This is a genomic window from Colwellia sp. MB3u-41, assembly GCF_014076845.1.
GTDB lineage: Bacteria > Pseudomonadota > Gammaproteobacteria > Enterobacterales > Alteromonadaceae > Colwellia_A.
Genome location: NZ_JACGUT010000079.1, coordinates 212,193 through 238,279, shown reverse-complemented (window position 1 = coordinate 238,279; position 26,087 = coordinate 212,193). Strand labels below are relative to the sequence as shown.

Here is a 26,087-nt window from a genome sequence, read left to right as displayed (position 1 = left end):
TTATTGCCGATGCCTTTATTATTAGAAGGACAAAATGCGTTATACGATTAATCGTACAGCTGCGGTAGCTACTTTTTTCCCTGCGACTTTATTACCTATTATTGGTCTCGGTGCTGCTGGCCTTTATAAAGATGCCTCTTTACTCGACTGCATTACCTTTTTAATAAATAGTCGAAATTATGTGCTCGCTTTTGCTGTTTTTATGATTACTGTTGCGACACCAGAGGTCGGCGTAAACAAAATCTTTCAGTCAGCAGAGCAAGGACAATTATTCAAATTAGCTCCAAATGTTGATGAAAATTGGCAGACATGACAGCCTAAAATTAAATTATCTCAATAAATGGAGGAAGCAGCTCTCTATTTTTGAGAATCCGCTAAATGTGGTCTTAAAGCATGATTTTTATAGAATTATTAATCATTATTTGCATAAGACACACACAATTCGTTACAGATCAATAGGTAACGAATTGGCATAACTCATGCTATTAATTGAATATGTTAACTGATAATAATAATTAAGTGAAAACACAATGGAAAATGACCTCGCCCCTGTAAATAAGCAGCTATCCCCTTTAATAAACTCTGATCGCATTCAAGTGATGGACCTACTTCGTGGTTTTGCCTTAATTGGTATTATTATGATGAATATTGAATGGTTTAATCGCCCCGTTAGCGCCTTAATGAGTTTCGATTACAGTTTAACGGGATTTGATTGGGCGGCAAGTTGGTTAGTTAAAGTGTTCGTTGAAGGTAAATTCTACAAGCTTTTTTCTATACTGTTTGGGATGGGGTTTGCCATTATGCTTATCAGAGCACAAGCAGCAGAACGTAAGTTTGGCGTATGGTTTACTCGAAGAATGCTAGCATTATTCGTCTTTGGATTAGCGCATCTCATCTTCCTATGGGGGGGGGATATTATTCACGACTACGCAGTAGGAGGTTTGTTTTTATTAGGGTTTGTTTTACTTTTACGCACCAAAAAGTTAGCGCGATTTAATAAACCAGAAACATTTGCAAAAGTGGGTTTCTCCCTATTGCTTCTGCCGCTAGTGGTTTCAATGTTTGGTGCTCTTTACTTTGGTGTGACACGAGACAACACGGTAATTACTGAAGAGTGGCAACAAAAAATATCGATTAATCAACAGGTCGATTTATTGATGCAACAAGAAAAAGATAAACCTAATGATATAACGGTAGATGATAAAAATCTTGTTGAAGAGGACGCTATCTCGTCGGAAGAAATTGTCAATGAAGAAAGTATTAAAGAAGATGTTATCGAAGAAAAAGAAGTAGATGAAGACAGTATGAGTGATGAAGAGCTTATTGCTTATAAAGCTCAGCAACGCGTCGAAAGTAAGCTTAAACGTGAAAAACGCTTAGCCAAAGAAACCATTGCCTTTACTGAAGCTAGTTACATTGAAGCCACTAAATATCGAGTACAAAGCGCCCTCAAAGCTTTAGGTAACACGCCTATGTTTGCCTTTTTTGTCTGCTTACCCCTTTTTATGGTCGGCTATTGGTTAGTGGCCAGTGGTAGAATGAAAAATCCTGAGCAACATGAAAGTTTCTTTAGTGTTATGTGCTGGGGTGGCTTAAGTATTGGGCTTTTATTAAGTATTGTGGGAACTTTTATTAGCATACACCCTGTAACAAAAACAGCGATTGAAATTCAAGCGGGAGGACAAACGATTTTTTACTACGGGCAATTTGTTTTATGTGCAGGCTATATTGGCATGTTTGTAAAACTCGCTAGTAAAGCTTGGTTTATAAAGTGCTTTTCTTGGTTAGCGCCACTAGGAAAAATGGCATTAACCAATTACATCACGCATTCCATTATTTTAACCAGCATCTTTTATGGCTATGCCGGCGGTATGTTTGGCCAAATAGCGCGCGGACAGCAAATGTTGATTGTTGTTGTAGTTATTTTCGCTCAAGTTCTCTTTTGTCACTTTTGGTTGAAGTTCTTTAGATTTGGCCCACTAGAATGGCTATGGCGCTCTATTACTTATATGAAGCGTCAACCGTTATTATTAGAAAAACCGCTACCTACATCGGTATCTGTTTAGCTTTAAACGGATTAACGAAACGGCATAAAATGCTGAAATTGTTTAACTGCAATTTCAGCATTTTCACTTTCAGTAATTGCGGTAACGACAGCAATACCGCCAACGCCTGTTTGCCAAACTTGTTCTGCGTGTTGATGATTAATACCACCAATCGCCACCACGGGAATATTAGTGGCTAATTGTAGTATATACTTTAAGTTTTCGACCCCTTGTATTTGTCCGGTCATATTCTTGGTTTTTGTTGAAAATATAGCACCAATCGCCAAATAGGACGGTTTAAGCTGTTGCGCTAATAAAAACTCGTAACAACCATGAGTACTAATACCTAAACGCAAGCCTGCTTTTTGAATGGCTTTTAAATCAGCGTTTTGCAAGTCTTCTTGCCCAATATGTACACCGTAAGCACCATGCTTGATGGCTAGTTGCCAGTAATCATTGATAAACAAACGTGTTTTATATTGTTTACTCAGTGCTAACGCTTCAATAATAATCTGTTCAAGTTCTTGCCCCGTTTTATCTTTTAAGCGCAGCTGTATAATTTCTAAACCCAAAGGTAATAATCGTTTTAGCCAATAAATAGAATTAACAACCGGATAAAGTCCAAGGTTTTTTTCTTGTAGTTTTAATGAAAGAAAAGCTGGTAACGCTTGATGTACTTGCGCTAAATCAGAAGTAACCGTTGGGAAATTAATTGCGTTATCTGGCCAATGCGTTTGCTCAAATGCGCCATAATAATTTGGCTTATTGATTTCATTGATCACTGATTGAGCAAAACCTTGATTGATAAAAGCTTTGGTTAACGTAAAAGCATCACGTAACAAATAGCCTTGTGCTAGAAAAGCCGCTAAGGCGCTGGCAAAAGAGCAGCCACCGCCATGGCTGTAATGGGTATTTATTTTGGCTGACGTGAGTTGATAACGTATTGGAACCTCTTCAATATGATGTAAGCAATAATCGCGACTAATTTCTGGGTTAATTCCGGTTAAAGACTCAGTATGTCCGCCCTTTATTATTACGCTATTTACACCTAATTCAGCGATTTTTTTCGTCAATATATCAGGGGTAAAAGATGTCTGATTTGTCAATTGTTGAGCTTCGTTTATATTAGGGGTGATCACATCAACAAGCATGAGTAAATCGGTTAAGTCTTCACGCTGTAATGTAGATAAAGCACCGCCAACAGTGGCTTGTCCAACGGGGTCAAATACCACTTGTAAGGTTGGCACTTTAGTTTTAATCAAAGCTAGGGTAGTTGTAAGCCACTTAACTTGTGCACTATTGGCTATTAAACCTATTTTAATAACGCTGGGCGGTTTGTCATCAATGAGTATATTAACCTGTTGTTGAAGAATATTTATTTCAGTGGGGTTTACTGATAATAATTGTTCAGCGTTTTGTACGGTATTAGCGGTGATCAAATGACAAACTTCAACCCCTAAAGCATGACCTGTTTTTATATCGGCGGCAATACCTGCGCCACCTGAGCAATCGCTGCCTGAAATTGTCCAGATGATTGGTTTTTTGCTCATACTTGTCGACATAAAATTACCCTTGTTGATGCCAAAAAGGCGTTTCTAATGTTGGCGTACTCGGATGAGCAGTTTGTCGTTGCTGCATCATGCCCGCAATATAACCTTGCTCACCAGCAGTAACCGCTTGTGCGAAGGCTTTTGCCATGAGTACAGGGTTATCAGCTAACGCGACTGCAGAGTTTAACAATACACCGTCGTAGCCCATTTCCATGGCTAAACAAGCATCAGAAGGTTTACCAATACCGGCATCTAAAATGAGCGTAGCGTTGGGTAAACGCAAGCGGATTGTTTCCAAATTATACGGGTTCATCAAGCCTTTACCGGTACCTATTGGCGATGCCCAAGGCATGATCACCTGACAACCTAAATCATATAATCGCTGGCAAATAACTAAATCATCGGTGCAATAAGGGAGCACTTTAAATCCGTCATTTAAGAGCTGTTCAGTTGCGGTTAGTAGCTCTATGGGATCTGGCTGTAAATTATAGTCGTCACCGATGACCTCTAATTTAATCCAATCGGTTTGAAAAATTTCTCGACTCATTTTTGCTAATGTTACCGCTTCTTTTGCGGTTTTACAGCCCGCGGTATTCGGTAATAAAAAACCTTGGCTTTCTTTTACGATGTCTTGAATATATTGCCAAATTTTTGCACCCGATTGTTCCGCGGGGTTCTGCCGTTTTAATGAAAGGGTCACAATCTTTGACTCGCTGGCTAAAATGGCTTGTTTCATGATCTCAGGTGAAGGGTAAAGTGCACTACCGATCAATAACCTGCTCTGAACAGGTTGTCCGTATATAATGAGTTCTTGTGAAAGTTTCATCATTAACCTCCCTGAATAGGAAAGAGTAAATCAATACTATCTCCCTGATTAACATCAGTATGCTGATAATCTGTTTTGCCAATAAAGTTACCATTAAGCGCAACCGCGAAGCTTTGTTGGTGTTGCTCAGGCGTTAAATAGTGCTGTAATGCGATTATTATATTAGCGCTTTCGGTTGCTATCGTAATCGCTTGTCCGTTTATAAAAAATTTCATTTTAGCCGCTTTACTCTTTATTTATTGTTCTTCAGTTATGGGTAACCATTTATTATAAGGAGATTGTTGTATGTTGTTTTTTGCTAGAACATGATCAACCGCAAATATTAACTGTTTTAACACGACGGGTGCGATAAGGAAGCCGTGACGAAATAAGCCATTAACTTGAATAAGGCGTTGATGCACAGATATTTTAGGTTGGTTATCACTAAATGCAGGCCTTAGCTGGCTTAGTTGTTGACGAATACTCGCTTCGGCAAAACCAGGATGAACGCTGTAAGCAGCGCTAAGCAGTTCCATTGAAGAACGTACGGTCATAGGTCCACAGTTTTCACTTTCAACTTCGGTTGCCCCCACCACATAGAACCCCTTGGTTTTAGGGGCAATATATAATTGATATCGAGGGTGCATCAACCGAATAGGTCTTGTTAAGTGAACGTCTGGCGCAAATAGCTGAAATAATTCACCACGTACACCCCGTAAATCTCTTAAGGGTGCCGCCTCTGCATTGCTTTCGTTACTACGAGCACCAATACCACGGCAGTCAATCGCCAAATCACAAGCCAATACCTTTTTTGTTCCACTCCCTTGACCGCTATCAAGGTAGGTTACTAAGCAGTGAGAAGCTTCCTGATCAACTTTAACCACAGGAGCATTTTCTAACCAAGTAAGCTGACTTTTATCTAACTGTTGTTGGAGGGCAATCAGCAATTTACGATTACCAATTTGTCCTTCTTCAGGTAAAAATACGCCTTGATTAAAACTACGTCCTAGTTCTGGCTCAAGCTCAATTATCTGCTGGCGATTAAGCTGTAGTAGTGGATGTTGTGGATAATTATTTTTGATATAACGCACAAAACGAAGGTAGTCACCTTGGTCTTGCTCATGGCTAACCATTAACGCCCCCGCTTGTTGAAAATAGGTATAAGCGTCTAATTCAGCCAAAATTTCAGGCCAAAGCTTTAACGACTCAAAACCCATTTCAACAATATTAGGCTCGCTATGCATGGCTTCACCCAAGGGGGTTAATAAGCCTGCTGCCGCATAAGCGGCACTTTGGCGACCAGCTTTGTTATCTTTATCAATCAAGGTCACATCATGCCCTTTATTAACCAAAGATAATGCGATTAAGCGACCCACTAACCCCGCGCCAATAACGACAATATTGGTGGAGGTTTGAAGAGGCGGCACTTTTTTATCAAAAAGAGTCATCGTTCACTACTTCGCCTGATGGTAAATTTCACTACCGGTGGCTTTAAACTCAGCAGACTTTTCTGCCATACCTTGTTCTATATTCTCTGGCGTGGCATCTAAGACAATGACTTCGTCAAGCAGCTGTATTTCTATTTTATTGCTGGCTTCAAGACCCGCGGCATAATCGCGTACTTCTTGAGAAATTTTCATTGAACAGAATTTTGGGCCACACATTGAGCAAAAATGAGCCACTTTGCCAGACTCTTGTGGCAAAGTTTCATCATGGTAAGCTTTAGCTCTTTCTGGGTCTAAACCAATGTTGAATTGATCATACCAGCGAAACTCAAAGCGTGCTTTGCTCATCGCGTTATCACGTATTTGTGCACCCGGATGCCCTTTTGCTAAATCACCGGCATGGGCAGCAATTTTATAGGTCATTAACCCTTCTTTTACGTCTTCTTTATTGGGTAAGCCTAAATGTTCTTTGGGCGTTACATAACAAAGCATAGCGCAGCCGTACCAACCAATATTAGCAGCGCCAATACCTGAGGTAATATGGTCATAACCGGGAGCAATATCAGTGGTTAATGGTCCTAATGTATAGAAAGGCGCTTCACCACAATGCTTAAGTTGTTCTTCCATGTTCGCTTTAATCAGATGAAGAGGGACATGACCTGGGCCTTCAATAATGGTTTGAACATCGTGCTGCCAAGCAATTTTGGTTAATTCGCCTAAGGTATGTAATTCTGCAAATTGTGCTTCATCGTTAGCATCAGCGACTGAACCCGGGCGTAAACCATCACCTAATGAAAACGAAACATCGTACTGCTTTAAAATTTCACAGATATCTTCAAAATGGGTATAGAGAAAATTTTCTTTGTGGTGTGCTAAACACCATTTCGCCATAATTGAGCCACCACGCGAGACAATACCTGTCACGCGTTTAGCCGTCATGGGTACATAACGTAATAATACGCCAGCATGAATAGTAAAGTAATCAACACCTTGCTCAGCCTGTTCGATAAGGGTATCGCGGAAGATTTCCCAAGTTAAGTCTTCAGCGACACCACTTACTTTTTCTAGCGCTTGATAAATAGGCACAGTGCCAATCGGTACGGGCGAGTTACGCATGATCCATTCACGGGTTTCATGAATATTTCTACCCGTTGATAAGTCCATTACGGTGTCTGCGCCCCATTTTGTTGACCAAACCAATTTTTCTACTTCTTCTTCAATAGAAGAGGTGACCGCAGAATTACCGATATTCGCGTTAACTTTAATTAAAAAATTACGGCCAATAATCATGGGTTCACATTCTGGATGGTTGATGTTTACCGGGATAATTGCCCGGCCACGCGCGACTTCTTCGCGGACAAATTCAGGGGTGATTTGTTCAGGAATACTGGCACCAAAAGACTGACCTTTATGCTGTAACAACAATGTTTTGTCTTTTACCTCTTCTCGTTTCAAGTTTTCACGTATTGCAATATATTCCATTTCTGGCGTGATAATTCCTTGGCGAGCATAGTGCATTTGAGTAACATTTTTACCTTTTTTCGCTACACGCATTTTAGGTAAATGTTCAAAACGAATAGCGTCAACACCATCATCAGTTAAACGTTGCTGTGCATAGGTAGAACTGTTTGCGGTTAATAATTCAACATCACCACGATTATCAATCCAGCTTTCACGCAGGCGAGGAATACCTTTGTGAACATTTACCTCAACGTTTTCATCGGTATAAAATCCAGAGGTGTCATATACACAAAGTGGTTCATTCTTTTCATAAGTTGGCTGGTCTTTATTACCGGCCAATAAAGTATCAGACAAGGTGATTTCACGCATACCCACCTTGATATCGTGAATTTTACCTTTTACATAGACTTTTTTAGAATTAGGGAATGACTGATCTGAAACGTTTTTTAAAAAAGCTTCAGCTTGCTCGCGACGTTCTCTGCGAGTGATTTTGTTAGCTGGTTTGGTCATTATGCTGCCTTTTAATAAGTTACATTTTGTTATAAATGCAGTAAAAAAAAGACGAAGTGTAGAGTGAGGAAAAAATAAAACGGTTTAGGTATTAATGCTTTAACCGCTATATTTTACCTTGTTCCCTTACGCAGATATTAATCTGATCAGGTTCTACGGATCCCGCTTTCGCGATCTCAGCTTTGAATATTTCTTTTAGAAATAATCTCAGCACTCCGACAAGTAATTGTGGTGATTCTATCGTATTAGTTTCAAAATACGCAATCTTAATGTTGTATTTGGTTATAATTAATTTTTAGATAACGATGTGAGCCGCTAATAGTTCTTACCCTTTTTAGGGTTCACCATTTATATTACACAATGCTAGTATGTTGTATACAAGAGAGAGTTGGGACAATAATAATGATAAAAAAACGGATAACGACTTCACTTGCCAGCTTAGTTTGCGCTATGGTTTTTGCTGGGCATGTTAGTGCGAGTAATTGGCAACAAGAAAGTGGCAAGATAACGCATCAAGAACAATTACGTGGTTCAATAACACCAGAAAGAATCTGGTGGGATCTAACGCATTATCATCTTAATGTAAAAGTTGACCCTAAAACTAAGCTTTTTTCAGGTAAAAACACCATGACTTATATGGTGTTAGCTCAAGGTGAACGTTTACAAATAGAGCTACAAGCGCCAATGAAGCTTGAGAAAGTGCACCAAAATGGTAAGGCGCTTGAAGTAGAGCAAGATGGCTATTCTTATTTTATCACCCCAGCCAGTAAGCAAGAAATAGGCTCAGAGCAGAAGATAACTCTTTACTTCTCTGGACAGCCCGTTACTGCAAAACGTGCCCCATGGGATGGCGGTATTACTTGGGAAAAAGACAGTAATGGCCTTGATTTTATTGCTACATCGAATCAAGGTATTGGCTCTAGCATTTGGTGGCCAAATAAAGATCATCCTAGCGACGAACCTGATAATGGAGTGCTAATCAGTGTTGAAGTACCTGAACATTTAATGGATGTTTCTAACGGGCGGTTAATCAAAACAGAACATAATAAAGCAGCGAAAACAAAAATATATCATTGGCAGGTTGTTAACCCAATAAATAACTATGGCGTAAATATTAATATTGGCGATTATGTTCATTTTGGTGAAAAGCATCAAGGTGAAAAAGGTCAGCTTGATATGGACTATTATGTTTTACGTGAAAATTTAGCCAAAGCTAAAAAGCAATTTAAAGAAGCCAAGCGCACTATTGAAGCTTTTGAGCATTGGTTCGGCCCTTACCCATTTTATGAAGACAGCTATAAATTGGTAGAAGCCCCTTATTTAGGTATGGAACACCAAAGTTCAGTGACTTATGGCAATGGTTATCAAAATGGCTATCTAGGGCGTGATCGCTCCAGTGCAGGCCCTGGCTTGTTATTCGATTTTATTATTGTGCACGAATCAGGGCACGAGTGGTTTGCCAATAATATTACCAATAAAGATGTGGCGGATATGTGGATCCATGAGAGCTTTACGAGTTATTCAGAGAGCCTCTTTTTAGAATATCATTTTACTCAAACGCAAGCCTTTGAATATATTCGTGGTCAACGGCTGAACATTGGTAATCAATCACCAATTATCGGTGAATATAATGCTAATCGTGGTGGCTCTGGTGATATGTATGATAAAGGTGGCAACATGTTGCATACCATTCGCCAAGTAATCAACGATGATAAAAAATGGCGTGAAATATTACGTGGTTTAGGCAACGTTTTTTATCATCAAACAGTGACCACTCAAGATATTGAAAGCTACATCAGCACGCAATCTGGCATAGACTTTAGTCAGGTTTTTGACCAATATTTACGTGATATTCGTATTCCAACCTTGGAGTATTTTGTTAAAGATAAAGTGATGAAAATTCGTTGGGGTAATGTTATTAAAGATTTTGACATGCCAGTTCGAGTTACTATTGCAGGTAAAGCACGTTGGTTGTCGCCAACAACACGTTGGACTGCTGTTGAGATAGATGAGGAAAATCCAAGTATTACCGTTGATGCTAATTTCTATATTTCGACACTCAATGTTCTAGGTAATTAGTTTTATAATTTTTAATCTAATATTTACACTGAAAAAGGAGAACGCTGAGTTCTCCTTTTTCAGTGTTAAAGAGTAAACTTAATTAAAATGCGTATTTGAAACCAACAGAAAGTAAGTCAGTCTCATCATAATTTTCATATGAGGCTTCAACACTGATTTTTTTATTAAGGTTATAACCAACACCAGCGCCAACACCAAATTCCCATGAATCATCAGAATCTGATTCGCCAGCGTAACTTATTTTACTTTTTAAATTTGCATAAGAAGGCGCAACATAAACGTATGCTCCGTTACTGAAGCCGTATTGACCACGAAGAGATAACGCAATAAAACGTTCTATTTCGACTTTTATATCACTACTGATCACTCTAGAATGTCCTGTGTACCCATCTTGATAACGCCAAGTTTCTGTTAGCGTGTCATCACCAAGACCGGTCCCGATTCGAAATTCAGGCATAAAGAAGTAATCTTTTCTTGAATTTTCAATTTTATAAGCAACTGAACCATAAATAATATTTAATGAAAGGTCGTCACCGTCAGTGCTATCAGAAAAATTAGCAAAACCTGCCCCTGTTTGCCAATTAGCGGAAGCCGTTAAAGAAAGGGATAACAAGATGAGGGCAAGAGCTGTGCATTTAAACATTATAAATCCTTTATTTTTTATTTGGGTTAACCTTAGATTAAGCTAGAGTTAAATTTTCGCGTGGAGCTTAACACCAAGATATTTTTTGTTCAATAATCTTTAATAAACACTTAAGGTACTTGGAAATTAACAATATCCGTGGCAATATTTAACAATGAAAAAACAATTTTCTATTCCCCATAAGCGCTATTTAATAAAACGTACGGCAATATTATTGTTGGTACTGAGCTTACCCGTCACTAAGGTTTATGCGATTAAAAGTGAAAGCATGGACAAGCTATGTCAGCGCTCTCCCACAGAATGTCTTGAACAAGTTGATTTTGAATTAAAAAGTGTACAACAGAAAAGTCGACTTTGGCTTCGCTTAATGCAGTTTAAACTCACATCGCTATTTATTTTACAACACAGTGACGAGCTATATAAAGAAACCAAACGCCTAATAAACGATGAAGATTTACCTACTCCTTTTCAGGTTACTCTTTATATGTATTATGCAAAATCTCTTCTTGGTCGCGGAGATCTAAAAGAAGGTAAGCGCTATATTTATAAAGCGAAAGCACAGTTAGCGATAATGAATGGGGCATACCCCTCTCCTATAAAGTTAATAGAAATAGCTAACTTACAAATGTTTATTGGTGAATTACCTGAAGCTTACGTGTCACTTAACGCCTTGAAAGATAAATATCAACATAGTCATAACCCATATTTTATGATGGAGCTATACGGTCATTTAGGGCACGTTGCGAAAAAACTTGAGTATAATGATGAAGCCTTAGAACACTGGAATAGCGCCGTTCCTTGGAGCTATAAATATGGTAATGAACAGCAAATAGCGGTTGTACACTTTAATTTAGCACAAGTGCAGCAAGAAGCTCAGCAGTATTCACTAGCTGAAACAAATTATGCCTCGGCTATCAAGTATGCAGAAATAGCTATTGATGTAATAAAGGCTGCTCATGCTCAATTATATTTAGCTGAAGTAAAGTTAATTATGGGGAAGAAAGAACAAGCAGAAGAGTTATTATTAGCTATTAATGAAAAGCTTCTCGTCTCACGTTATCTTTTAAAGCTCAATGGGCTTAAAAGCCAACTGTAAATGCTTTAGCCGATAACACTATTTTTATACGTTAATGACCGAACAATAAAGATTGTTACCATCATCTGGATAAAATCCCCGGATATCGTATGTCAACGCCCGCGTTTTTATTCCCCTTTCCTTTCTTGAATACGACGCATACTTCCCTTTAAATGTGAACGCGAGGCCACTTTTTTTTGCCAAAAAGGTGAATAAACGACTATTGGTAATGGCTAAATTTTTCATGGTTGTAAGGCAAGCTATCAATAGGCTTAAAAAATGACTTTTATACATTTCAATAAGCTATTATTCCAGATATTTATCCATTATCATTGTTGCAAAGAAAGCAGTCAGGACAACTTACATGTCAGCACCGAAGCAAAAACCTAACACGATCAAATCTAAAGCCGCCATAGCTTGGGGGCCAAATCAGCCATTAACCATTGAAGAAGTCGACGTAGAGCTACCTAAAAAAGGTGAAGTACTGGTTAAAATTATCGCTTCAGGTGTTTGTCATACCGATGCTTTTACACTTTCAGGCGAAGACCCGGAAGGAATATTTCCCGTAATTTTAGGTCATGAAGGTGGCGGAATTGTTGAACAAATAGGCGAGGGAGTAACTAGCGTTGCGGTTGGGGATCATGTCATTCCTTTATACACGCCAGAATGTGGCGAATGTAAGTTTTGTAAATCAGGTAAAACAAACCTTTGTCAAAAAATTCGCGAGACCCAAGGTAAAGGTTTAATGCCTGACGGTACTTCTCGATTTTCATTAAACGGCACTGTTATTTTTCACTATATGGGGTGCTCAACGTTTTCTGAATATACCGTTTTACCTGAAATATCTTTAGCAAAAGTTAACCCCAAAGCGCCACTTGAAGAAGTGTGTTTATTAGGCTGTGGCGTTACAACAGGCATGGGCGCGGTAATGAATACTGCAAAAGTAGAAGTAGGCGATACGGTTGCTATTTTTGGTTTAGGCGGTATTGGGCTTTCAGCGGTTATTGGCGCTACTATGGCGAAAGCGAGCCGTATTATTGCAATTGATATTAATGAAAGTAAATTTGAATTAGCCAAAAAATTAGGCGCAACTGATTGCATTAACCCAAAAGATTACGATAAACCCATTCAAGACGTTATTGTTGAATTAACCGATGGCGGCGTTGACTATTCTTTTGAATGTATCGGTAATGTTAATATTATGCGCTCAGCCTTAGAGTGTTGTCATAAAGGTTGGGGCGAATCTATTATTATTGGTGTTGCTGGCGCAGGACAAGAAATTTCAACTCGACCATTTCAGTTGGTTACCGGCCGGGTATGGCGTGGTACTGCCTTTGGTGGTGTAAAAGGTCGCAGTGAGTTACCCGAGTATGTTGAACGTTATCTCGCAGGTGAATTCGCTTTAAACGATTTTATTACCCATACCATGTCATTAGAAAAGATTAATGAAGCCTTTGAATTAATGCACAAAGGTAAGAGTATTCGTAGTGTTATTCATTTTAATCATTCATAAGCACCTAAAAGGTTGAAAATCATGTTAGAAGAAATTAGCAGTAATAAAATGTTTGCTGGCGTACAAGCACACTTTCAACATGATGCCGAAAGCTTGAAGTGTAAAATGCGTTTTGCTATTTATTTACCTGAATGTGCGAGCAAGAGTTCACCGGTGCCAGTTTTGTATTGGCTTTCAGGACTCACTTGTACAGATGAAAATTTTGTACAAAAAGCAGGTGGCCAGCGTATGGCATCAATACTGGGTATTGCCATTGTTTGTCCTGATACCAGCCCGCGCGGCGATGATGTTGCCGATGATGAAAATCAAGCTTACGATTTAGGGCTAGGTGCGGGGTTTTATATCAACGCAACAGAAAAACCGTGGTCTAGCCATTATCAAATGTATGATTATATTGTTGATGAATTACCAAAATTAATTGAAGCAAACTTCCCTGTATCGAGTAAAAAATCAATCAGTGGTCATTCAATGGGGGGGCATGGCGCACTAACCATCGCTCTTAAAAACCCAGATTTATATTGTTCAGTATCCGCTTTTAGCCCTATTGCCAATCCAGTAAATTGCGCTTGGGGACAAAAAGCGTTTAGTGCTTATTTGGGCAGTGATCAAACGTTATGGCAGCAACACGATGCTAGTCTTTTAATGAAAGCAAGTACGCACCATATACCGGCCTTGGTTGACCAAGGTTTAGACGATGATTTTTTGAAAGAACAACTTCATCCCAAATCATTAATTTCAGCGGCGCTAAGTAATAACTACCCACTGATACTTAACCAGCATCAAGGTTATGACCATAGCTACTTTTTTATTGCGAGCTTTATTGAAAACCACTTATGTTTTCATGCACAACATCTGGAAGATTCGCAATGATCACGGTGCTTTCTCCACAACAATTCAAGACTATTCCATGGAAAAACGGTCAAGGAGAAACGATTGAATTAGCCATTAACGCTGGGGGTAAATTAGATGATTTCATCTGGCGCTTAAGTATGGCAACGGTTGTTGAAGACGGTGTTTTTTCAGATTTTTCAGGTTATCAGCGTAACCTTATTCTGATTGAAGGTCATGGCATTAATTTACAGCACGATAACCGTAAAATTGATCAGCTGAATAATATCCTCGATATCGCCAATTTTGATGGGGGTTGTCGAACCGTTGGAAATTTACCAGCAGGCGAAATTACCGACTTTAATATTATTACAGATAAAGAAAAGTGCTCGGCCGTTGTGGAAACCTTGCTAGCTCAACAAACTGTTGAACTTAAAGCTGCAGATTTATGCTTTGTTTACAGTTTGTCGGGTGCATTTCAGTTAACGTCATACCAAAAGCACCCAATAATAAAGGCAGGGCATTTATTGAAATTGAATACCCTTAAAACAGGGGAAATGACGATTACAGGACAAAAGCTGATCGTGGTTTACTTAACATTAAATACCTAGGGTAAATTTAGTGACAACAGGTGTTTATCGCTGAAAAAGGCTATTTAAACTTTTATTTCAGCGGTAACATCTTTTCTGTTTTACAGTATAGGTATCTTAATAAAAATCTACTACACAGGACCTTAAAGTGAAAGCACTCTATTTAGTCAACGTATTGGCCTTATTGCTGATATTGTCACCGTTAGTTAATGCTGATAGTACGAGCGACAATACACGAAAATTAGCTATCGACGAAAGCTCAACCACAAAACATAGTACCAAGGTTAATGGTAAAAAATTCGACTACACCGCCACTACCGGTACTCAACCTGTTTGGGACAGTGAAGGTAACCCAACCGCTAGTTTATTCTATACCTATTACCAACGCAGCGATATTAAGAATAAAAGCGCACGACCTTTACTCATTTCTTTTAACGGTGGCCCAGGTTCAGCATCAGTTTGGATGCATGTTGCCTACACCGGACCACGTGTTTTAAATGTTGATAACGAAGGATATCCATTGCAGCCTTACGGTGTTAAGACCAATGACTATTCAATTTTAGATGTTGCCGACATTGTTTTTGTTAATCCGGTAAATACTGGCTATTCAAGAGTTTTACCTGACAAAGAGGGTAAGATGCCTTCAAAAGACCAGCAAAAGTCGATGTTTTTTGGTGTTAATGCCGACATTAAATACTTAGCTGATTGGGTAAATACTTTTGTGACCCGAAACGATCGCTGGCGTTCACCAAAATATTTAATCGGAGAAAGTTATGGCACAACGCGGGTCTCAGGTTTAGCATTAGAGCTACAATCACGACAGTGGATGTATTTAAATGGCGTTATTTTGGTGTCACCTACTGATATTGGTATTAAGCGTGACGGTCCAGTAAAAGCGGCAAATCGCCTACCTTATTTTGCGGCGGCGGCTTGGTATCACAAAGCGTTAAAGAGTGAATTACAACAAAAAGATTTACTGGATATTCTACCAGAAGTTGAAAAGTTCACTATCGATCAATACATACCCGCACTTGCTAAAGGTGGCTTTATTAGCCAACAAGAAAAACAGGCGATTGCAGAAAAAGTGGCATACTACTCAGGGCTTTCGGTCACTGAAGTATTACGCAGTAATTTAGATATTAGCGCTTCATATTTTTGGAAAGAATTATTACGTGACCGTGAGCAAACAATAGGACGTTTAGATTCTCGCTATTTAGGTATTGATGAAAAAGTAACGGGTTCACGACCTGATTATAATGCAGAGCTAACATCATGGTTACACAGTTTCACGCCAGCCATTAATTACTATTTACGTGAAGAATTAAACTATAAAACAGACATTAAATATAATATGTTTGGTGATGTACATCCTTGGGATCGCAGCAATAATAATACTGGTAAGAACTTGCGTTTAGCGATGGCACAGAACCCTTATTTAAATGTCATGATCCAATCAGGCTACTACGATGGTGCGACTAATTATTTTGATGCTAAGTATACGATGTGGCAGTTAGATCAAAGTGGAAAAATGAAAGATCGTTTATCTTTTAAAGGCTACCGCAGTGGTCACATGATGTACCTTCGCTATGAAGATTTAAAAGCGTCTAATGATGATATTCGTCAGTTCATTAAAGCGTCGTTACCTCAAACTAAACAAGCGGCTAAATATAATGCGGCTGCGCCAAAGTAAATCGTAAATCAGTGAAGTAGTAATATCTGCCGATTAAGTTTTAATCTATGACCTAATCGGCAGCGTTATTATTATATTTTTTCTACTGCGACTTCTTCAGAGGGCTCTGTGGAGTTGGTTTTTTTATAAACTTGCTCCATAATCGGTTCAAAAGAGTTCGGATGAATATTACCAATAATATTGACAAAAAGAGCTTCATCTTCTGAAAGTAACAGTACAACTAAACCATCAATCACTTCCCCATTTGACTTAATAAACATAAGTGAATAATCACCTTGCTCATCGCCTTTAACGCGAGCAATAGGTTGCCAACCATCTGCACGTAAATTGGCTTGTGTTTCATCAAAATTTTCTATAAAGAGCTGACTATTTTCTTCAACTTTATAAACACTAATACGAACACCGTCTACGTCATTGAGCAAAGCATCAATTTCAGGATCTTTATCGGCATCAATAACCCAACGAGCGGTACCGATAGCTAAGGGGCCTAAAGACAAATTTAATTCGCTGTCGGCTTGCCACCAATAAGGTGATTCAATATCTGCATAGCCCGCATGGCTATGTAGGCTTCCTGCTGTAATGCCACAGCCCGTTAATAATAAGCTGGTGGTAATGGCTAATATTAATGTAACCTTTCTTAATAAAATAGTAGATAGTTTCATGGGGTACTCGCTATTTTAAGTCAATATCGATGTTAAGTGATTGGGTTACTTTATTAATTTGCGCCGGGTCTATTTCGCCAACAATATTAATAAATACCGCTTCTCTTGCTTCTCGTGAATCACTGTTATTCACAACCATCACCATTAAGCCGTCCATAATATCATCAGTAATTTTAGTGAATATTCGTACTTTTTCACCTTTTTCGTTCACTGAAACAATGGGGAGCCAATTTTTGTTTTGAATGTCTTTACTGACTTTAGCGATTAAGTCTAATGCGGGTTGGTCGTTGTCTGTCATATTGTAGATTTGTACACGCACGGCTTTCAATTTCTTGATTAACTCAGACGCTTCTGGGTCAGACATATTAATTTTGCTAATAAAGCCCAGCATGGTTTTATTTAAATTAACCATCACCTTAGGTTCGCCATAAGCAGAATCGAGGCTGGCGAAATCGACATAACCACGCTCTTGGGTAATATCATTAGCAAAAGCTAAGCTGCTAATAAACAATGACGAACTAAAGAAAATGACGGCGGATAATATTTTTTTCATGATGTTTCCTTAAAATGATTAAGTGGTTTAAATAACCCCTGATTCAATGGTTGTTGTATATTTTCGTCTAATGCCTGTTTTATTTGCTCTGTTGATACCTCTTTAGCAAACGAAATATATTCTAAAGCGATGGCTAACTCTTGCTGAGCATGCTGTATTTCTGCGAGTGAAGGTTGTTCATTTTTAGGCTCACTTAGCATATTGGTGTTAAGTAAAGCAACAGCGGTAACGGTTGCGGCTAGTGCACTGAGTTTTTTCCAGCTAGGTGTAAAGTAACCAAACACAACGTTACTGGTTGTTCTCGTTTTGCCAATGCCTTGTAACTTGTTTTTAAGATCTGTTGATAAAGGCTGTAAACCTATGTCATTTAAGTGTTGTTCAATATGTAAGGCTTTTTCTAACTCAGCAATGTGTTGATTACTGAGTTGTTCGCTATTTAATTCGCTGTGCTCGGACAATGCTCTTGCTAGCACGCGAGTGTCAGCTGAAATGTCATTGTTCGCTAAAAAGTTATCTAATGGTTTCTGCCATGATTCTTTATTGTTCATGGGTATACCCCTTTAAGTTATTTCGCAATTCACGTCGTGCACGATGCAAATAGACTTTTACTTGGCTGGTGGTTAAGTTAAGTGACTGAGCCGCAATACTTTGGCTGTTTTGCTGTACATCACATAACATAATCAACGAGCTATAAGGTTCTTTTAAACAAGAAATTGCGTGGCTTAACCAACGACTTAATTGTTGGTGTTGTAAATTCCCTGCGGGTTCTTCATGAGTTTTAGTGACTTGATACTCTTCTTCAACTTGGCTGAATTCTTTACGCTTACGTAATCTATCAATACAAGCGTTGCGAGTTACCGCTGAAAGCCAAGGCGACATTTTTTCAATATCTACTTGTTCGAAGCTATTCCATAAACGCGTAAAAACATCTTGTGTTATATCTTCCGCTTCGTGTTTGTCGCGTAAAATATAAAGAGCTAACGAATAAATTCGCTGCTGATGCTGTTCGAGTATTTTATTAAATTTATTTCCTTTCATAGTTATAATTACGCACGACTTTGCGAAAGGTTACAATTTAATTATCTTATTTTTAATTTAGTTTAAAAAATGATCTCTAATCCAATTGGAATAATAAGCAAACATCCAAATATGTAACCCATATTTTTTATCGTTTTACTGTGGTTTTTCTTAATGCGAACGCCAAATAGTGGTTTTAAAATATCGGAACGCCGAATAATCTCAAAGCAAATAAAACATAATAAAATGGTAAGGAGAATAACGCTTAAAGGCTCTATTATCGGCCCTAACTCCAAAGGCGCTAAATTATAAGCAAGCACAATAATAATGGTTTGATGCACAATATAAAAAGGATACACAGCCTCATTAAAATAGCTTAATGAGGGTGACTTTTTATTCAAATATCTATAAGCGAGTGCCAATACGGTTAATACTCCTGCAACACGCACGACACTGTAAATAAGCATGCCCATTATAATTAACCACGATGGAGTCGAATCGTTTAACGTTAACCAAACGGTATTATAGAAACTGATAAAGACAATTATTAAAAACGCAAAAGTAAGCAGTAACGGTTTTAAATTAATTGTTAACTGTTGCCAAAAATGAGCATGCCAACCAATTAAATAGCCATAAAGTAAAAAAGTGAAACCCAATGGGTAACGATTAGTGTCTTGCTCCCACGTTATTTGAATTATAAATATCGGCACGCTTAATATTAATAAGATAACGCCAAGATGTTGCTTAAACAGCCAGTTGCTAGTATTTGTGATAAGTGAAGAATTTAACAACGGCAGTAGCAATATTATCGCCAACGAGTATTCCCACAATGAGCGTAAATACCATAAGTGATTAACGTCCCAGTGCGGCCAAATACCTGGCTGATAATTTACGAAAAGCGTATTGTTATCAGTAAACATAGCTAAATAGAATTGCCAATACGACATATCTAACGCACCATTTGTCGTCATTTCAACATAGAGTTGTGGTGGAACAATCACTAGAACGCCAAACAATAAGGGTAAAAGTAATCGTAAGCTTCTAACAAAGGTATAACGAAGCAAAGACACTTTGACTAAAATAAACCGAATGGCAATACCCGAAATTATCCATAAAGACGCCATGCGCCAAGGCTCAACTATAAGCATAAAATTTGCTAGTGTTTCTGACTGATAGACACTTTTGAAATGAAAGCCCCAATCCGCCACATACAACATTCCAATGTGATAAAAAATAAGTAAGCCAAAAATAAGAATGCGTAACCAGTCTAAATCGTAACGTCTTTCAGGCATTCCTTGTTGGACAGGAATAAAATATTTTATTAAGAAATCATTCGATTGAACCGTCATTTTCTGACCTTTATAAATGAAGAAGTTATTGGGATAATGACAGAGATTTTATTTATAAAAAGACAAAAAGGCTTAATAAACAATGCATAGGGATAAGCGGTGGCTGAGAGGGCTGAAATGTTTTTGCTTTAATGCTTGTTGTGCTACTTTATAAAGATGAATAAATTACACCACTTTCAAAAATACAAATTTTGCTATGAAGTATTAGGCATCTTTGGCTACCTTTTTATTAATAGTGTTATTTTGGCAACTTCAGTGATCATGGAAGCTAATCGTTCTGGTGTGCCAAGTTTTCAATTATGGGAACCTTTCGTTTGGGAATTCAGCAGTGCGATAGCGACTATTTTATTGTTGCCTGCGTGTGTGTGGCTCCTTAAAAAACATCCTTTCAATTGGTCGAAAGTAACATTTTCACTGGGCATGTATTTTATTAGTTCCATTATATTTTCTATTGTTCATGTCAGTGTGATGGTTACGATACGAGAGGTAATATATTGGACTCAATCGCTTAATTATGATTTTGGCAATATATTAATTGAGTTTATTTATGAACTCCGTAAAGACATATGGGGATTTATTTCCATTCTAATCGTTATTAAGGGCTATGGATTTATTCTCAGTCGTCTTCAAGGTGAAGCATGCCCAATTTCTGTAGGTGAAGAAGAAAATATCACTCAACGTTTTGACCGTTTATTGGTTAAAAAGCTAGGTAAAGAATTCATCGTTAAAGTGGAAGATATTGAGTGGCTAGAATCATCAGGAAATTACGTTAATTTACACAGTAAAGGAAGAATATACCCAACAAGAACAACATTGACTCAATTAATATCTCAAATTGAAGAGCAAGGATTTTGCCGTATTCATCGTTCATATGCCGTTAACTTAAATAATATTGATTCAATTACACCGCTGAGTAGTGGAGATAGTGAAGTAAAACTAAATAATGGAAAAATATTGAATTTATCGAGGCGATACAAAGACGCATTTAAATCGAAATTATTGTAAAAAAGAACTCACTTTATTTTCCCTCAAATTATAGGCATAAAAAAACCGATGAAAACTAGTTCATCGGCCGGATAGCTTGGGGAAGCTAAAATATAAAATTATTACAACAGGTGTTCGCTAAAAGGGAACAAAAACATTATAGAGTAACGACTCTATAAATGTAAAGTAAATAATAAAGTAATTACTCAACTTTTGTATTTTCAGATTATTATTGGTCAATTGTTGGTTATTTGTGGATCGTCACAAATAATGAGAAACGCGTCAGGTCATGAGAAAACTTAATATATTGTGAATAGACATCACTAGTGAGATTATTGAACATTGAATGAGATTGAAACGTTTTATGCAATATTCACTATTGCCACAAACCCGACCTAATTTAGTCGTGAATTAATCACCATAAATAGTCCGCTTAGCCACCACAGCGGTCGTTCACGTCATGACTTCAAAGTACCAAAAGCTAAAGTAGAGCAAGCAGTCACTAACTTTAATTAATGCCACTTTCGAAACATAAGTAACGGAAGTATTTAAGCCGAAATTTAAGTTAGTCCGTGCAATGCACCTCCATACTTGTGAATTTAAGACATTAAAACATGTATAAATTTAAATGCAGCATAAAGGGAAAACCGTCATATGACGGCTATTTATTTTCAATCTAGTGAGGTTCTAAACGTTAGATCACCTACTTTTAAATTTTTCCATTTAGGCTTAACGGCTTCAACTTCATTATTTAAAAGATAATCTTTTATAAGTCTATTATCATTAGGGTTACTCGTTTGCATATATTTAGATTTCCACTGCTCATCTTTCAAAAACCACAGGTCAGCGGATGTAGAATGATTATTTTCTTCAATAACTATATAATCTAACTCACCATCTTCGTTTAAATCTTTAGCAATGAAATAATAATTGTTTCCGCGATATGTAGTCCATTCATTCTTAGTTTCTTCGCTATAAACAGCTTCAATTAAATTTTCTGGAAACTCATTTTTACTAGGCCAATAATTAACAAATTGCAGAAAATCTTCAAGACTTAATTCATCTTTAGCAATATTCTGATGGTTTACATACATTCTATCAATAATAGCTATCTTTTCAGGAGCTGAATCTTTTAATTCGGTCTTAAGTTTTTGCAACTCTATATAACCTTGTCGTCCTAAAGATCTATCAAAATATTGATAATCAAATTCATCATATGTTATCTCACTATCATGCAATCGTGATAATTGACTTGAAGCTGAAATACTTTGAAAGTTTAATAGTGGAGAATTAACCAATAACATAGAAACAAGGACAACAATTCCCATAGATATATTAACTTTACTGAGTGTTTCTAACCATGCATCCCGCTTTTTAATAATGCCAATTAAATAACCGAAAGAAAAACATGCAAGTAAAACACAAATTAAAACAGCCCAACAACGATCAACTGTTAATCCATATTGGTCAATACGAAGCCAGAGGCCATAAAATGAAATAAGGCTATAAATGGGTAATACACCTACTCCAATAAAAATTAGTCTGTGTAAAATATTATGATATGGACGTTCATGGGAAGCATCTTGATAAACGGCATTCACGAAAAACAATGTTAATGCTTGTAACCACATTACCAACAAGCTTCCTGTACCCGTCTTCCAGAGTGTATCTAGACCAGTAAAAGGTAATGTTGCTAGAAAACCTAATGAAACGATGGTTAATGCAGGTAAAAGAAATTTAATTAATGTTTGCAGAATTGTAGAAATATTATCAACCGTGAAAATAATATTTCTAAAAACTATAATGGCAAAACCGAAAGCAAGATTTAATACGGGTATAACAAACCAATCTTTTCTTAATAACTCTTTAAAGAACTCAATTTCTAAAACAGAAAATAATCCAGCCCCTAAATGTAAGATTCCCCAAAAAATTAAAACGAATAACCAACATTCACCGAATATAATAAAATTTCGCCATGATAATTTAAAAAGTGAGCTGTAACTAATTTCTTCATGACTTAGATATTGTTGGATATACATTAACGCTTTAAAAGCAGCTATAAGAGCAGTAAAACAAAATATACCGATAACACTGCCATTGTTAACAAATTCTATTGGTTCTTGTTGATAGCCAACATAAGCACCTAAAACAGATAATAATAAAGTAAAAGGTAATAAATATTTTACTGTCGCTTTGCTATTAGTTTTTGTAATTGATAATAGTGTGAGTAAAGGGAAGCTAATTGAAACAGTAACTAACGATATTAACCAAATAGGCTCTGTAGAAGGCCATATTTTATGTTCGACACTTTGGTACAACAGAGTTAATAAGATCCCTTGAATGAGGGATATAGTGATGATTAAAGGTTTTGGTAATTGATTATCCATATTTTTATTCTTATTTAATATTGTTAGTTATTTGCTTTAGTCGTTTTTAGTATTCAATTTCTGATAGTTGTATAGCAGACATTAAGCTTTTCAAGTGGTTAGGTCAACTATGAGCATTTCAGAGGGCATAGATTCCCCTAACCAATAATTTATTCCATGACTGGCAACTCCGCCACCATAGCAGTCGTTCACGGTTAAGCTGGCAATGATCACTTTGTGCGCATTGCAGAAGTACCAAAGTCGAAGTTACTAAGGTCTGCTTCAAACTTCAAAGCCGACTGTGGAGTTCAACCTTTCGATGTTAACTATGATACAAAAGCAATCGTTGATCGAATAAGAAATCAAAGTTAGCGTTATCAACATTCGAATTCACTAGCAACGGATAAAACTCCGTTAGTATGCATATATTGAATTTTACCATCTTGTTTTAAACTAATTTCATGAATATAGAAATAGATAACTTACATTATAAAATCAATGAATTGAGTTCATAATGATATCAACTGATGATAAATCAGACAAACTGATTGCAAGTCAGTTGCTTGGTGGTTAAATGTGTGAATATACTGGTCTGTAGTGGTGTTGTACTGTTGAATTACAATAATGGGTACCACTAGATTATTAATAAAGAACCCTACTGAAATGGTTGTTTTACATAGGTTAAGTATGGGTATTGCGAAGAATCGTCCGTGGTTTTATGTGCAATTCGGTTATCTAATGCAATTTTTATGGTAAAACCAACAAAATATAAACGGGTTAATGTTATACAATAAATTTAATTAGTTATTGAGCTATGTTGTGTCAGGATATTTTACAGTTAAGGTATGGTTGTTGTGTGTGTTTTCATTAATATGCTGAAATAGCTGGTTTTTTAATATTGGTATGTTCTGTGCTTCCATTGATTTTAAAATGATACTGTAGCACTTTTATCATTTCTCATTCCAAAATTTTTTGGAATGGGTTAAAAAGGAATATTAGATGAAATTAAAAATACACAGTATTTTGTCACGATGGGCCGCGGCCATGATTACATGCATTATTGTCGTTACTACTAGTACGGCGCACGCAGAATTAATCATAATCGAAACAAACTTGGGTTCAGGGACGAACACAGTTATGTTCGATGACACGTTGGGTAAACTAGTGGAGGTGAAGTATTCATTTGATGTTAGCATTACATTTAGCACGTTCAACGACGAATATGACGGATACACATTAGATTGCGGGCCACTGGATGTTTGCGCCAGATACAAAACAGCGTCACGAGCTATTAGTGTAGATGCAGTTGGCGATTACGACGGAACCCCATTTCAGGATGTCGCAAATGATTTCGAGATACACAGCAAAGGAGCGTTAGACTTAGACAGCAACGTGTGGAATTATAGAACAAGCAATGAGACGATATTCGGCGATCTATCCGGCGCGGGTATACAGTTCTATGAAAGTAGATCCATCGAAATTTTAGGTAGTTGGGAGATAGGATTAACGGGTGGTACAGATCAGGTGTGGTGTGGTGCCGGCTATTCGCGAAGAGCGAGTTGTTTTGATACCGCAGTCAGTAACCAGAGGATAACATTAACATATGATAACGCGGTAGTTGAGGTAAATGAACCTGCCACACTAGCTATTTTTGCATTAGGAATGATTGGTTTAGCATCTCGTCGATATAAGAAACAATCTTAAATTTACGTATTCAGAATCTAAGTTAATTATTGACGACGGTATGCCGGATAAAGCCCATGTAACCCAATGTTGTCGATAATCATCAAGAAGCATCTGCCAATTCGGCAGGTGCTTTTTTTGCTCATAAAGCCACGATATTCGACGAATGTGATTTTGTACTGTTCTTTTTGACACGGTTATTTTTTCTTGTCCAAACTGATATCCTAAAAAGTCAAATCCATTACTAATCCTACCTATGTCTGTTTTGTCAGGATGTTGTTTTAACTTTAGTTTTTCAAAATGTTGATTAACTGTTCTTATCGCTTTGCGTAATTTCCACCTTGATGGTGATAATACGATGATGTCATCCATGTATCGTCGGTAATAAACGGGTTTACCTTCCATTTCTTTATCTAACTCATAAAGGTAAAAACTCGATATCAGAGGGCTTAACGGACACCCTGATGAAATACCTTGTTTGATATCTTTAAATAAACCTCCAGATTCAACACTTCGTTTTAGATACTGCGCTAGTAGGTTCATTACCATTTTATTTTTGATGTAAACCGATAACTTGTCTAACAATATTTCGTGATTTATCGATTCGTAATACGATTTAACATCCGTTCTAAATACAAAGGTATTATTCGGTATTTCAGCTTGTATTGAAGTTACTGTTTGTTTACTACCACCATGCCCTTTTAAGTGTGTACACAGCTTAGATGACGGTAAATAATGTAATAACACCAATGATAACAATTTCAATACCACACTATCGATTGATGTCCACAAGTGAATAACTTCACCTGAAGCTTTAGTTACCTTTTGTAGTGGTTGAAAAGTGAAACGGTTAGTTGATAAATCACGTATTAATTTGGGTTTAATACTTTTCCAATGAAATCGACAATGCCACACATCACTATTCACAGGAAAATGTTTTCGTTGTTTACATAACCCACTAAATGATTCATCCAATAGCTTGGCGTTTGTTAGCTCATTTATCATAAGAAATAGTAATAAACCAACATTATAGAATTTGCAATCCCTTGTTACCTCTATGAGTAAATTCTCTTTTTAGATAAGGTCTACTTTGAAGTAGAAAGAAGTCATTTAAACATGCCTGTTAGTATTAAATTTAATGTCTCGATTGTGGCAAAAGTGAATGTTCAGATACGAGTCGCCACCGTCCGCAATGAGCTTGAAGCGGACATACGGGTTAACGAGTTGCTAACTTCCTGT

23 protein-coding genes and 1 riboswitch are annotated in these 26,087 nt (G+C 37.3%); of the genes, 10 read left to right on the top strand and 13 right to left on the bottom strand.

Translation table 11 applies throughout. The annotated features are described in order from the left end of the window. The first annotated feature begins 34 nt into the window (after positions 1-34). Both H4J73_RS12295 and H4J73_RS12290 read left to right on the top strand, forming a co-directional pair. The gene (locus H4J73_RS12295) at positions 35-313 is read left to right on the top strand and encodes a paraquat-inducible protein A (protein ID WP_182182283.1); all 279 of its coding nucleotides are present in this window, start codon (positions 35-37) and stop codon (positions 311-313) included. Between the two features lie 217 nt (positions 314-530). Further along, positions 531-2,066 (top strand): DUF418 domain-containing protein, encoded by a 1,536-nt coding sequence (locus tag H4J73_RS12290; RefSeq protein ID WP_182182282.1) that lies wholly within the window; start codon positions 531-533, stop codon positions 2,064-2,066. Positions 2,067-2,077: 11 nt separating this feature from the next. Here H4J73_RS12290 and thiE read toward each other — a convergent pair whose 3' ends face one another. The 5 genes from thiE to thiC are packed head-to-tail and all read right to left on the bottom strand — an operon-like array spanning position 2,078 to position 7,816. Next, positions 2,078-3,607, bottom strand: a complete 1,530-nt coding sequence (thiE, locus tag H4J73_RS12285) for a thiamine phosphate synthase (protein ID WP_259366526.1) — start codon at positions 3,605-3,607, stop codon at positions 2,078-2,080. Between the two features lie 4 nt (positions 3,608-3,611). Beyond that, positions 3,612-4,421 carry a thiazole synthase gene (locus H4J73_RS12280; RefSeq protein WP_182182368.1) on the bottom strand — a complete coding sequence of 270 codons (810 nt, stop codon included), beginning with the start codon at positions 4,419-4,421 and terminating at the stop codon, positions 3,612-3,614. A 2-nt stretch (positions 4,422-4,423) separates the two neighbouring features. Beyond that, positions 4,424-4,636: a sulfur carrier protein ThiS gene (gene thiS / locus H4J73_RS12275; RefSeq protein WP_182182281.1), complete on the bottom strand. Its 213-nt coding sequence runs from the start codon at positions 4,634-4,636 to the stop codon at positions 4,424-4,426. Between the two features lie 21 nt (positions 4,637-4,657). Next, a complete protein-coding gene (gene thiO, locus H4J73_RS12270) occupies positions 4,658-5,848 on the bottom strand; it encodes a glycine oxidase ThiO (RefSeq protein ID WP_182182280.1) in 1,191 nt (396 codons plus the stop codon). Positions 5,849-5,854: 6 nt separating this feature from the next. Further along, the gene (gene thiC / locus H4J73_RS12265) at positions 5,855-7,816 is read right to left on the bottom strand and encodes a phosphomethylpyrimidine synthase ThiC (RefSeq protein ID WP_220460155.1); all 1,962 of its coding nucleotides are present in this window, start codon (positions 7,814-7,816) and stop codon (positions 5,855-5,857) included. A gap of 105 nt (positions 7,817-7,921) precedes the next feature. Beyond that, positions 7,922-8,044, bottom strand: a riboswitch (TPP riboswitch). 174 nt (positions 8,045-8,218) lie between these two features. Here thiC and H4J73_RS12260 point away from each other — a divergent pair. After that, entirely contained in the window at positions 8,219-9,895 is a 1,677-nt protein-coding gene (locus tag H4J73_RS12260) for a M1 family metallopeptidase (protein ID WP_220460154.1), read from the top strand. Between the two features lie 82 nt (positions 9,896-9,977). Here H4J73_RS12260 and H4J73_RS12255 read toward each other — a convergent pair whose 3' ends face one another. Continuing rightward, positions 9,978-10,538, bottom strand: coding sequence for an outer membrane beta-barrel protein (locus H4J73_RS12255; RefSeq protein ID WP_182182279.1), 561 nt, complete (start codon positions 10,536-10,538; stop codon positions 9,978-9,980). 154 nt (positions 10,539-10,692) lie between these two features. On the opposite strand from H4J73_RS12255, the gene H4J73_RS12250 reads away from it, so the two are divergent. From H4J73_RS12250 to H4J73_RS12230, 5 genes are all read left to right on the top strand, one after another. Beyond that, on the top strand, positions 10,693-11,634 hold the full coding sequence (locus tag H4J73_RS12250) for a tetratricopeptide repeat protein (RefSeq protein WP_182182278.1): 942 nt from the start codon (positions 10,693-10,695) through the stop codon (positions 11,632-11,634). A 343-nt stretch (positions 11,635-11,977) separates the two neighbouring features. Continuing rightward, positions 11,978-13,126, top strand: coding sequence for an S-(hydroxymethyl)glutathione dehydrogenase/class III alcohol dehydrogenase (locus H4J73_RS12245; RefSeq protein WP_220460153.1), 1,149 nt, complete (start codon positions 11,978-11,980; stop codon positions 13,124-13,126). Between the two features lie 18 nt (positions 13,127-13,144). After that, entirely contained in the window at positions 13,145-13,996 is an 852-nt protein-coding gene (fghA, locus tag H4J73_RS12240; protein WP_310649607.1) for an S-formylglutathione hydrolase, read from the top strand. Beyond that, positions 13,993-14,565, top strand: a complete 573-nt coding sequence (locus H4J73_RS12235; protein ID WP_182223755.1) for a HutD family protein — start codon at positions 13,993-13,995, stop codon at positions 14,563-14,565. Before fghA ends, H4J73_RS12235 begins: the two co-directional genes overlap by 4 nt. Positions 14,566-14,728: 163 nt before the next feature. After that, a complete protein-coding gene (locus H4J73_RS12230; RefSeq protein WP_404851872.1) occupies positions 14,729-16,234 on the top strand; it encodes a S10 family peptidase in 1,506 nt (501 codons plus the stop codon). A gap of 71 nt (positions 16,235-16,305) precedes the next feature. Here H4J73_RS12230 and H4J73_RS12225 read toward each other — a convergent pair whose 3' ends face one another. From H4J73_RS12225 to H4J73_RS12205, 5 genes are all read right to left on the bottom strand, one after another. Further along, complete coding sequence (locus tag H4J73_RS12225; RefSeq protein WP_182182274.1) at positions 16,306-16,896, bottom strand: DUF4252 domain-containing protein; 591 nt, start codon at positions 16,894-16,896, stop codon at positions 16,306-16,308. A 10-nt stretch (positions 16,897-16,906) separates the two neighbouring features. Continuing rightward, on the bottom strand, positions 16,907-17,449 hold the full coding sequence (locus H4J73_RS12220) for a DUF4252 domain-containing protein (RefSeq protein ID WP_182182273.1): 543 nt from the start codon (positions 17,447-17,449) through the stop codon (positions 16,907-16,909). Continuing rightward, positions 17,446-17,997, bottom strand: a complete 552-nt coding sequence (locus H4J73_RS12215) for a hypothetical protein (protein WP_182182272.1) — start codon at positions 17,995-17,997, stop codon at positions 17,446-17,448. Before H4J73_RS12215 ends, H4J73_RS12220 begins: the two co-directional genes overlap by 4 nt. After that, entirely contained in the window at positions 17,987-18,487 is a 501-nt protein-coding gene (locus tag H4J73_RS12210; protein WP_182223754.1) for an RNA polymerase sigma factor, read from the bottom strand. Before H4J73_RS12210 ends, H4J73_RS12215 begins: the two co-directional genes overlap by 11 nt. A gap of 62 nt (positions 18,488-18,549) precedes the next feature. Beyond that, the gene (locus H4J73_RS12205) at positions 18,550-19,815 is read right to left on the bottom strand and encodes an acyltransferase family protein (RefSeq protein ID WP_182223753.1); all 1,266 of its coding nucleotides are present in this window, start codon (positions 19,813-19,815) and stop codon (positions 18,550-18,552) included. Positions 19,816-19,971: 156 nt separating this feature from the next. Between H4J73_RS12205 and H4J73_RS12200 the strand changes: the two genes are divergently transcribed. Beyond that, positions 19,972-20,820 (top strand): LytTR family DNA-binding domain-containing protein, encoded by an 849-nt coding sequence (locus H4J73_RS12200; RefSeq protein ID WP_182223752.1) that lies wholly within the window; start codon positions 19,972-19,974, stop codon positions 20,818-20,820. A gap of 650 nt (positions 20,821-21,470) precedes the next feature. Here H4J73_RS12200 and H4J73_RS12195 read toward each other — a convergent pair. Next, on the bottom strand, positions 21,471-23,186 hold the full coding sequence (locus H4J73_RS12195) for a DUF4153 domain-containing protein (RefSeq protein ID WP_182178096.1): 1,716 nt from the start codon (positions 23,184-23,186) through the stop codon (positions 21,471-21,473). A 978-nt stretch (positions 23,187-24,164) separates the two neighbouring features. Here H4J73_RS12195 and H4J73_RS12190 point away from each other — a divergent pair. Then, complete coding sequence (locus H4J73_RS12190) at positions 24,165-24,869, top strand: PEP-CTERM sorting domain-containing protein (RefSeq protein ID WP_182178094.1); 705 nt, start codon at positions 24,165-24,167, stop codon at positions 24,867-24,869. On the opposite strand, the gene H4J73_RS12185 is transcribed toward H4J73_RS12190, so the two are convergent. Continuing rightward, positions 24,837-25,853: a reverse transcriptase/maturase family protein gene (locus tag H4J73_RS12185; protein WP_182178092.1), complete on the bottom strand. Its 1,017-nt coding sequence runs from the start codon at positions 25,851-25,853 to the stop codon at positions 24,837-24,839. The two genes, H4J73_RS12190 and H4J73_RS12185, sit on opposite strands and share 33 nt — an antisense overlap. Positions 25,854-26,087: the final 234 nt, after the last annotated feature.

Coding starts and splice junctions, on each gene's coding strand:
- H4J73_RS12295 (WP_182182283.1), top strand. CDS start 35: ATGCGTTATACGATTAATCGTACAGCTGCGGTAGCTACTTTTTTCCCT.
- H4J73_RS12290 (WP_182182282.1), top strand. CDS start 531: ATGGAAAATGACCTCGCCCCTGTAAATAAGCAGCTATCCCCTTTAATA.
- thiE (WP_259366526.1), bottom strand. CDS start 3,607: ATGTCGACAAGTATGAGCAAAAAACCAATCATCTGGACAATTTCAGGC.
- H4J73_RS12280 (WP_182182368.1), bottom strand. CDS start 4,421: ATGAAACTTTCACAAGAACTCATTATATACGGACAACCTGTTCAGAGC.
- thiS (WP_182182281.1), bottom strand. CDS start 4,636: ATGAAATTTTTTATAAACGGACAAGCGATTACGATAGCAACCGAAAGC.
- thiO (WP_182182280.1), bottom strand. CDS start 5,848: ATGACTCTTTTTGATAAAAAAGTGCCGCCTCTTCAAACCTCCACCAAT.
- thiC (WP_220460155.1), bottom strand. CDS start 7,816: ATGACCAAACCAGCTAACAAAATCACTCGCAGAGAACGTCGCGAGCAA.
- H4J73_RS12260 (WP_220460154.1), top strand. CDS start 8,219: ATGATAAAAAAACGGATAACGACTTCACTTGCCAGCTTAGTTTGCGCT.
- H4J73_RS12255 (WP_182182279.1), bottom strand. CDS start 10,538: ATGTTTAAATGCACAGCTCTTGCCCTCATCTTGTTATCCCTTTCTTTA.
- H4J73_RS12250 (WP_182182278.1), top strand. CDS start 10,693: ATGAAAAAACAATTTTCTATTCCCCATAAGCGCTATTTAATAAAACGT.
- H4J73_RS12245 (WP_220460153.1), top strand. CDS start 11,978: ATGTCAGCACCGAAGCAAAAACCTAACACGATCAAATCTAAAGCCGCC.
- H4J73_RS12235 (WP_182223755.1), top strand. CDS start 13,993: ATGATCACGGTGCTTTCTCCACAACAATTCAAGACTATTCCATGGAAA.
- H4J73_RS12225 (WP_182182274.1), bottom strand. CDS start 16,896: ATGAAACTATCTACTATTTTATTAAGAAAGGTTACATTAATATTAGCC.
- H4J73_RS12220 (WP_182182273.1), bottom strand. CDS start 17,449: ATGAAAAAAATATTATCCGCCGTCATTTTCTTTAGTTCGTCATTGTTT.
- H4J73_RS12215 (WP_182182272.1), bottom strand. CDS start 17,997: ATGAACAATAAAGAATCATGGCAGAAACCATTAGATAACTTTTTAGCG.
- H4J73_RS12210 (WP_182223754.1), bottom strand. CDS start 18,487: ATGAAAGGAAATAAATTTAATAAAATACTCGAACAGCATCAGCAGCGA.
- H4J73_RS12205 (WP_182223753.1), bottom strand. CDS start 19,815: ATGACGGTTCAATCGAATGATTTCTTAATAAAATATTTTATTCCTGTC.
- H4J73_RS12200 (WP_182223752.1), top strand. CDS start 19,972: ATGAATAAATTACACCACTTTCAAAAATACAAATTTTGCTATGAAGTA.
- H4J73_RS12195 (WP_182178096.1), bottom strand. CDS start 23,186: ATGGATAATCAATTACCAAAACCTTTAATCATCACTATATCCCTCATT.
- H4J73_RS12190 (WP_182178094.1), top strand. CDS start 24,165: ATGAAATTAAAAATACACAGTATTTTGTCACGATGGGCCGCGGCCATG.
- H4J73_RS12185 (WP_182178092.1), bottom strand. CDS start 25,853: ATGATAAATGAGCTAACAAACGCCAAGCTATTGGATGAATCATTTAGT.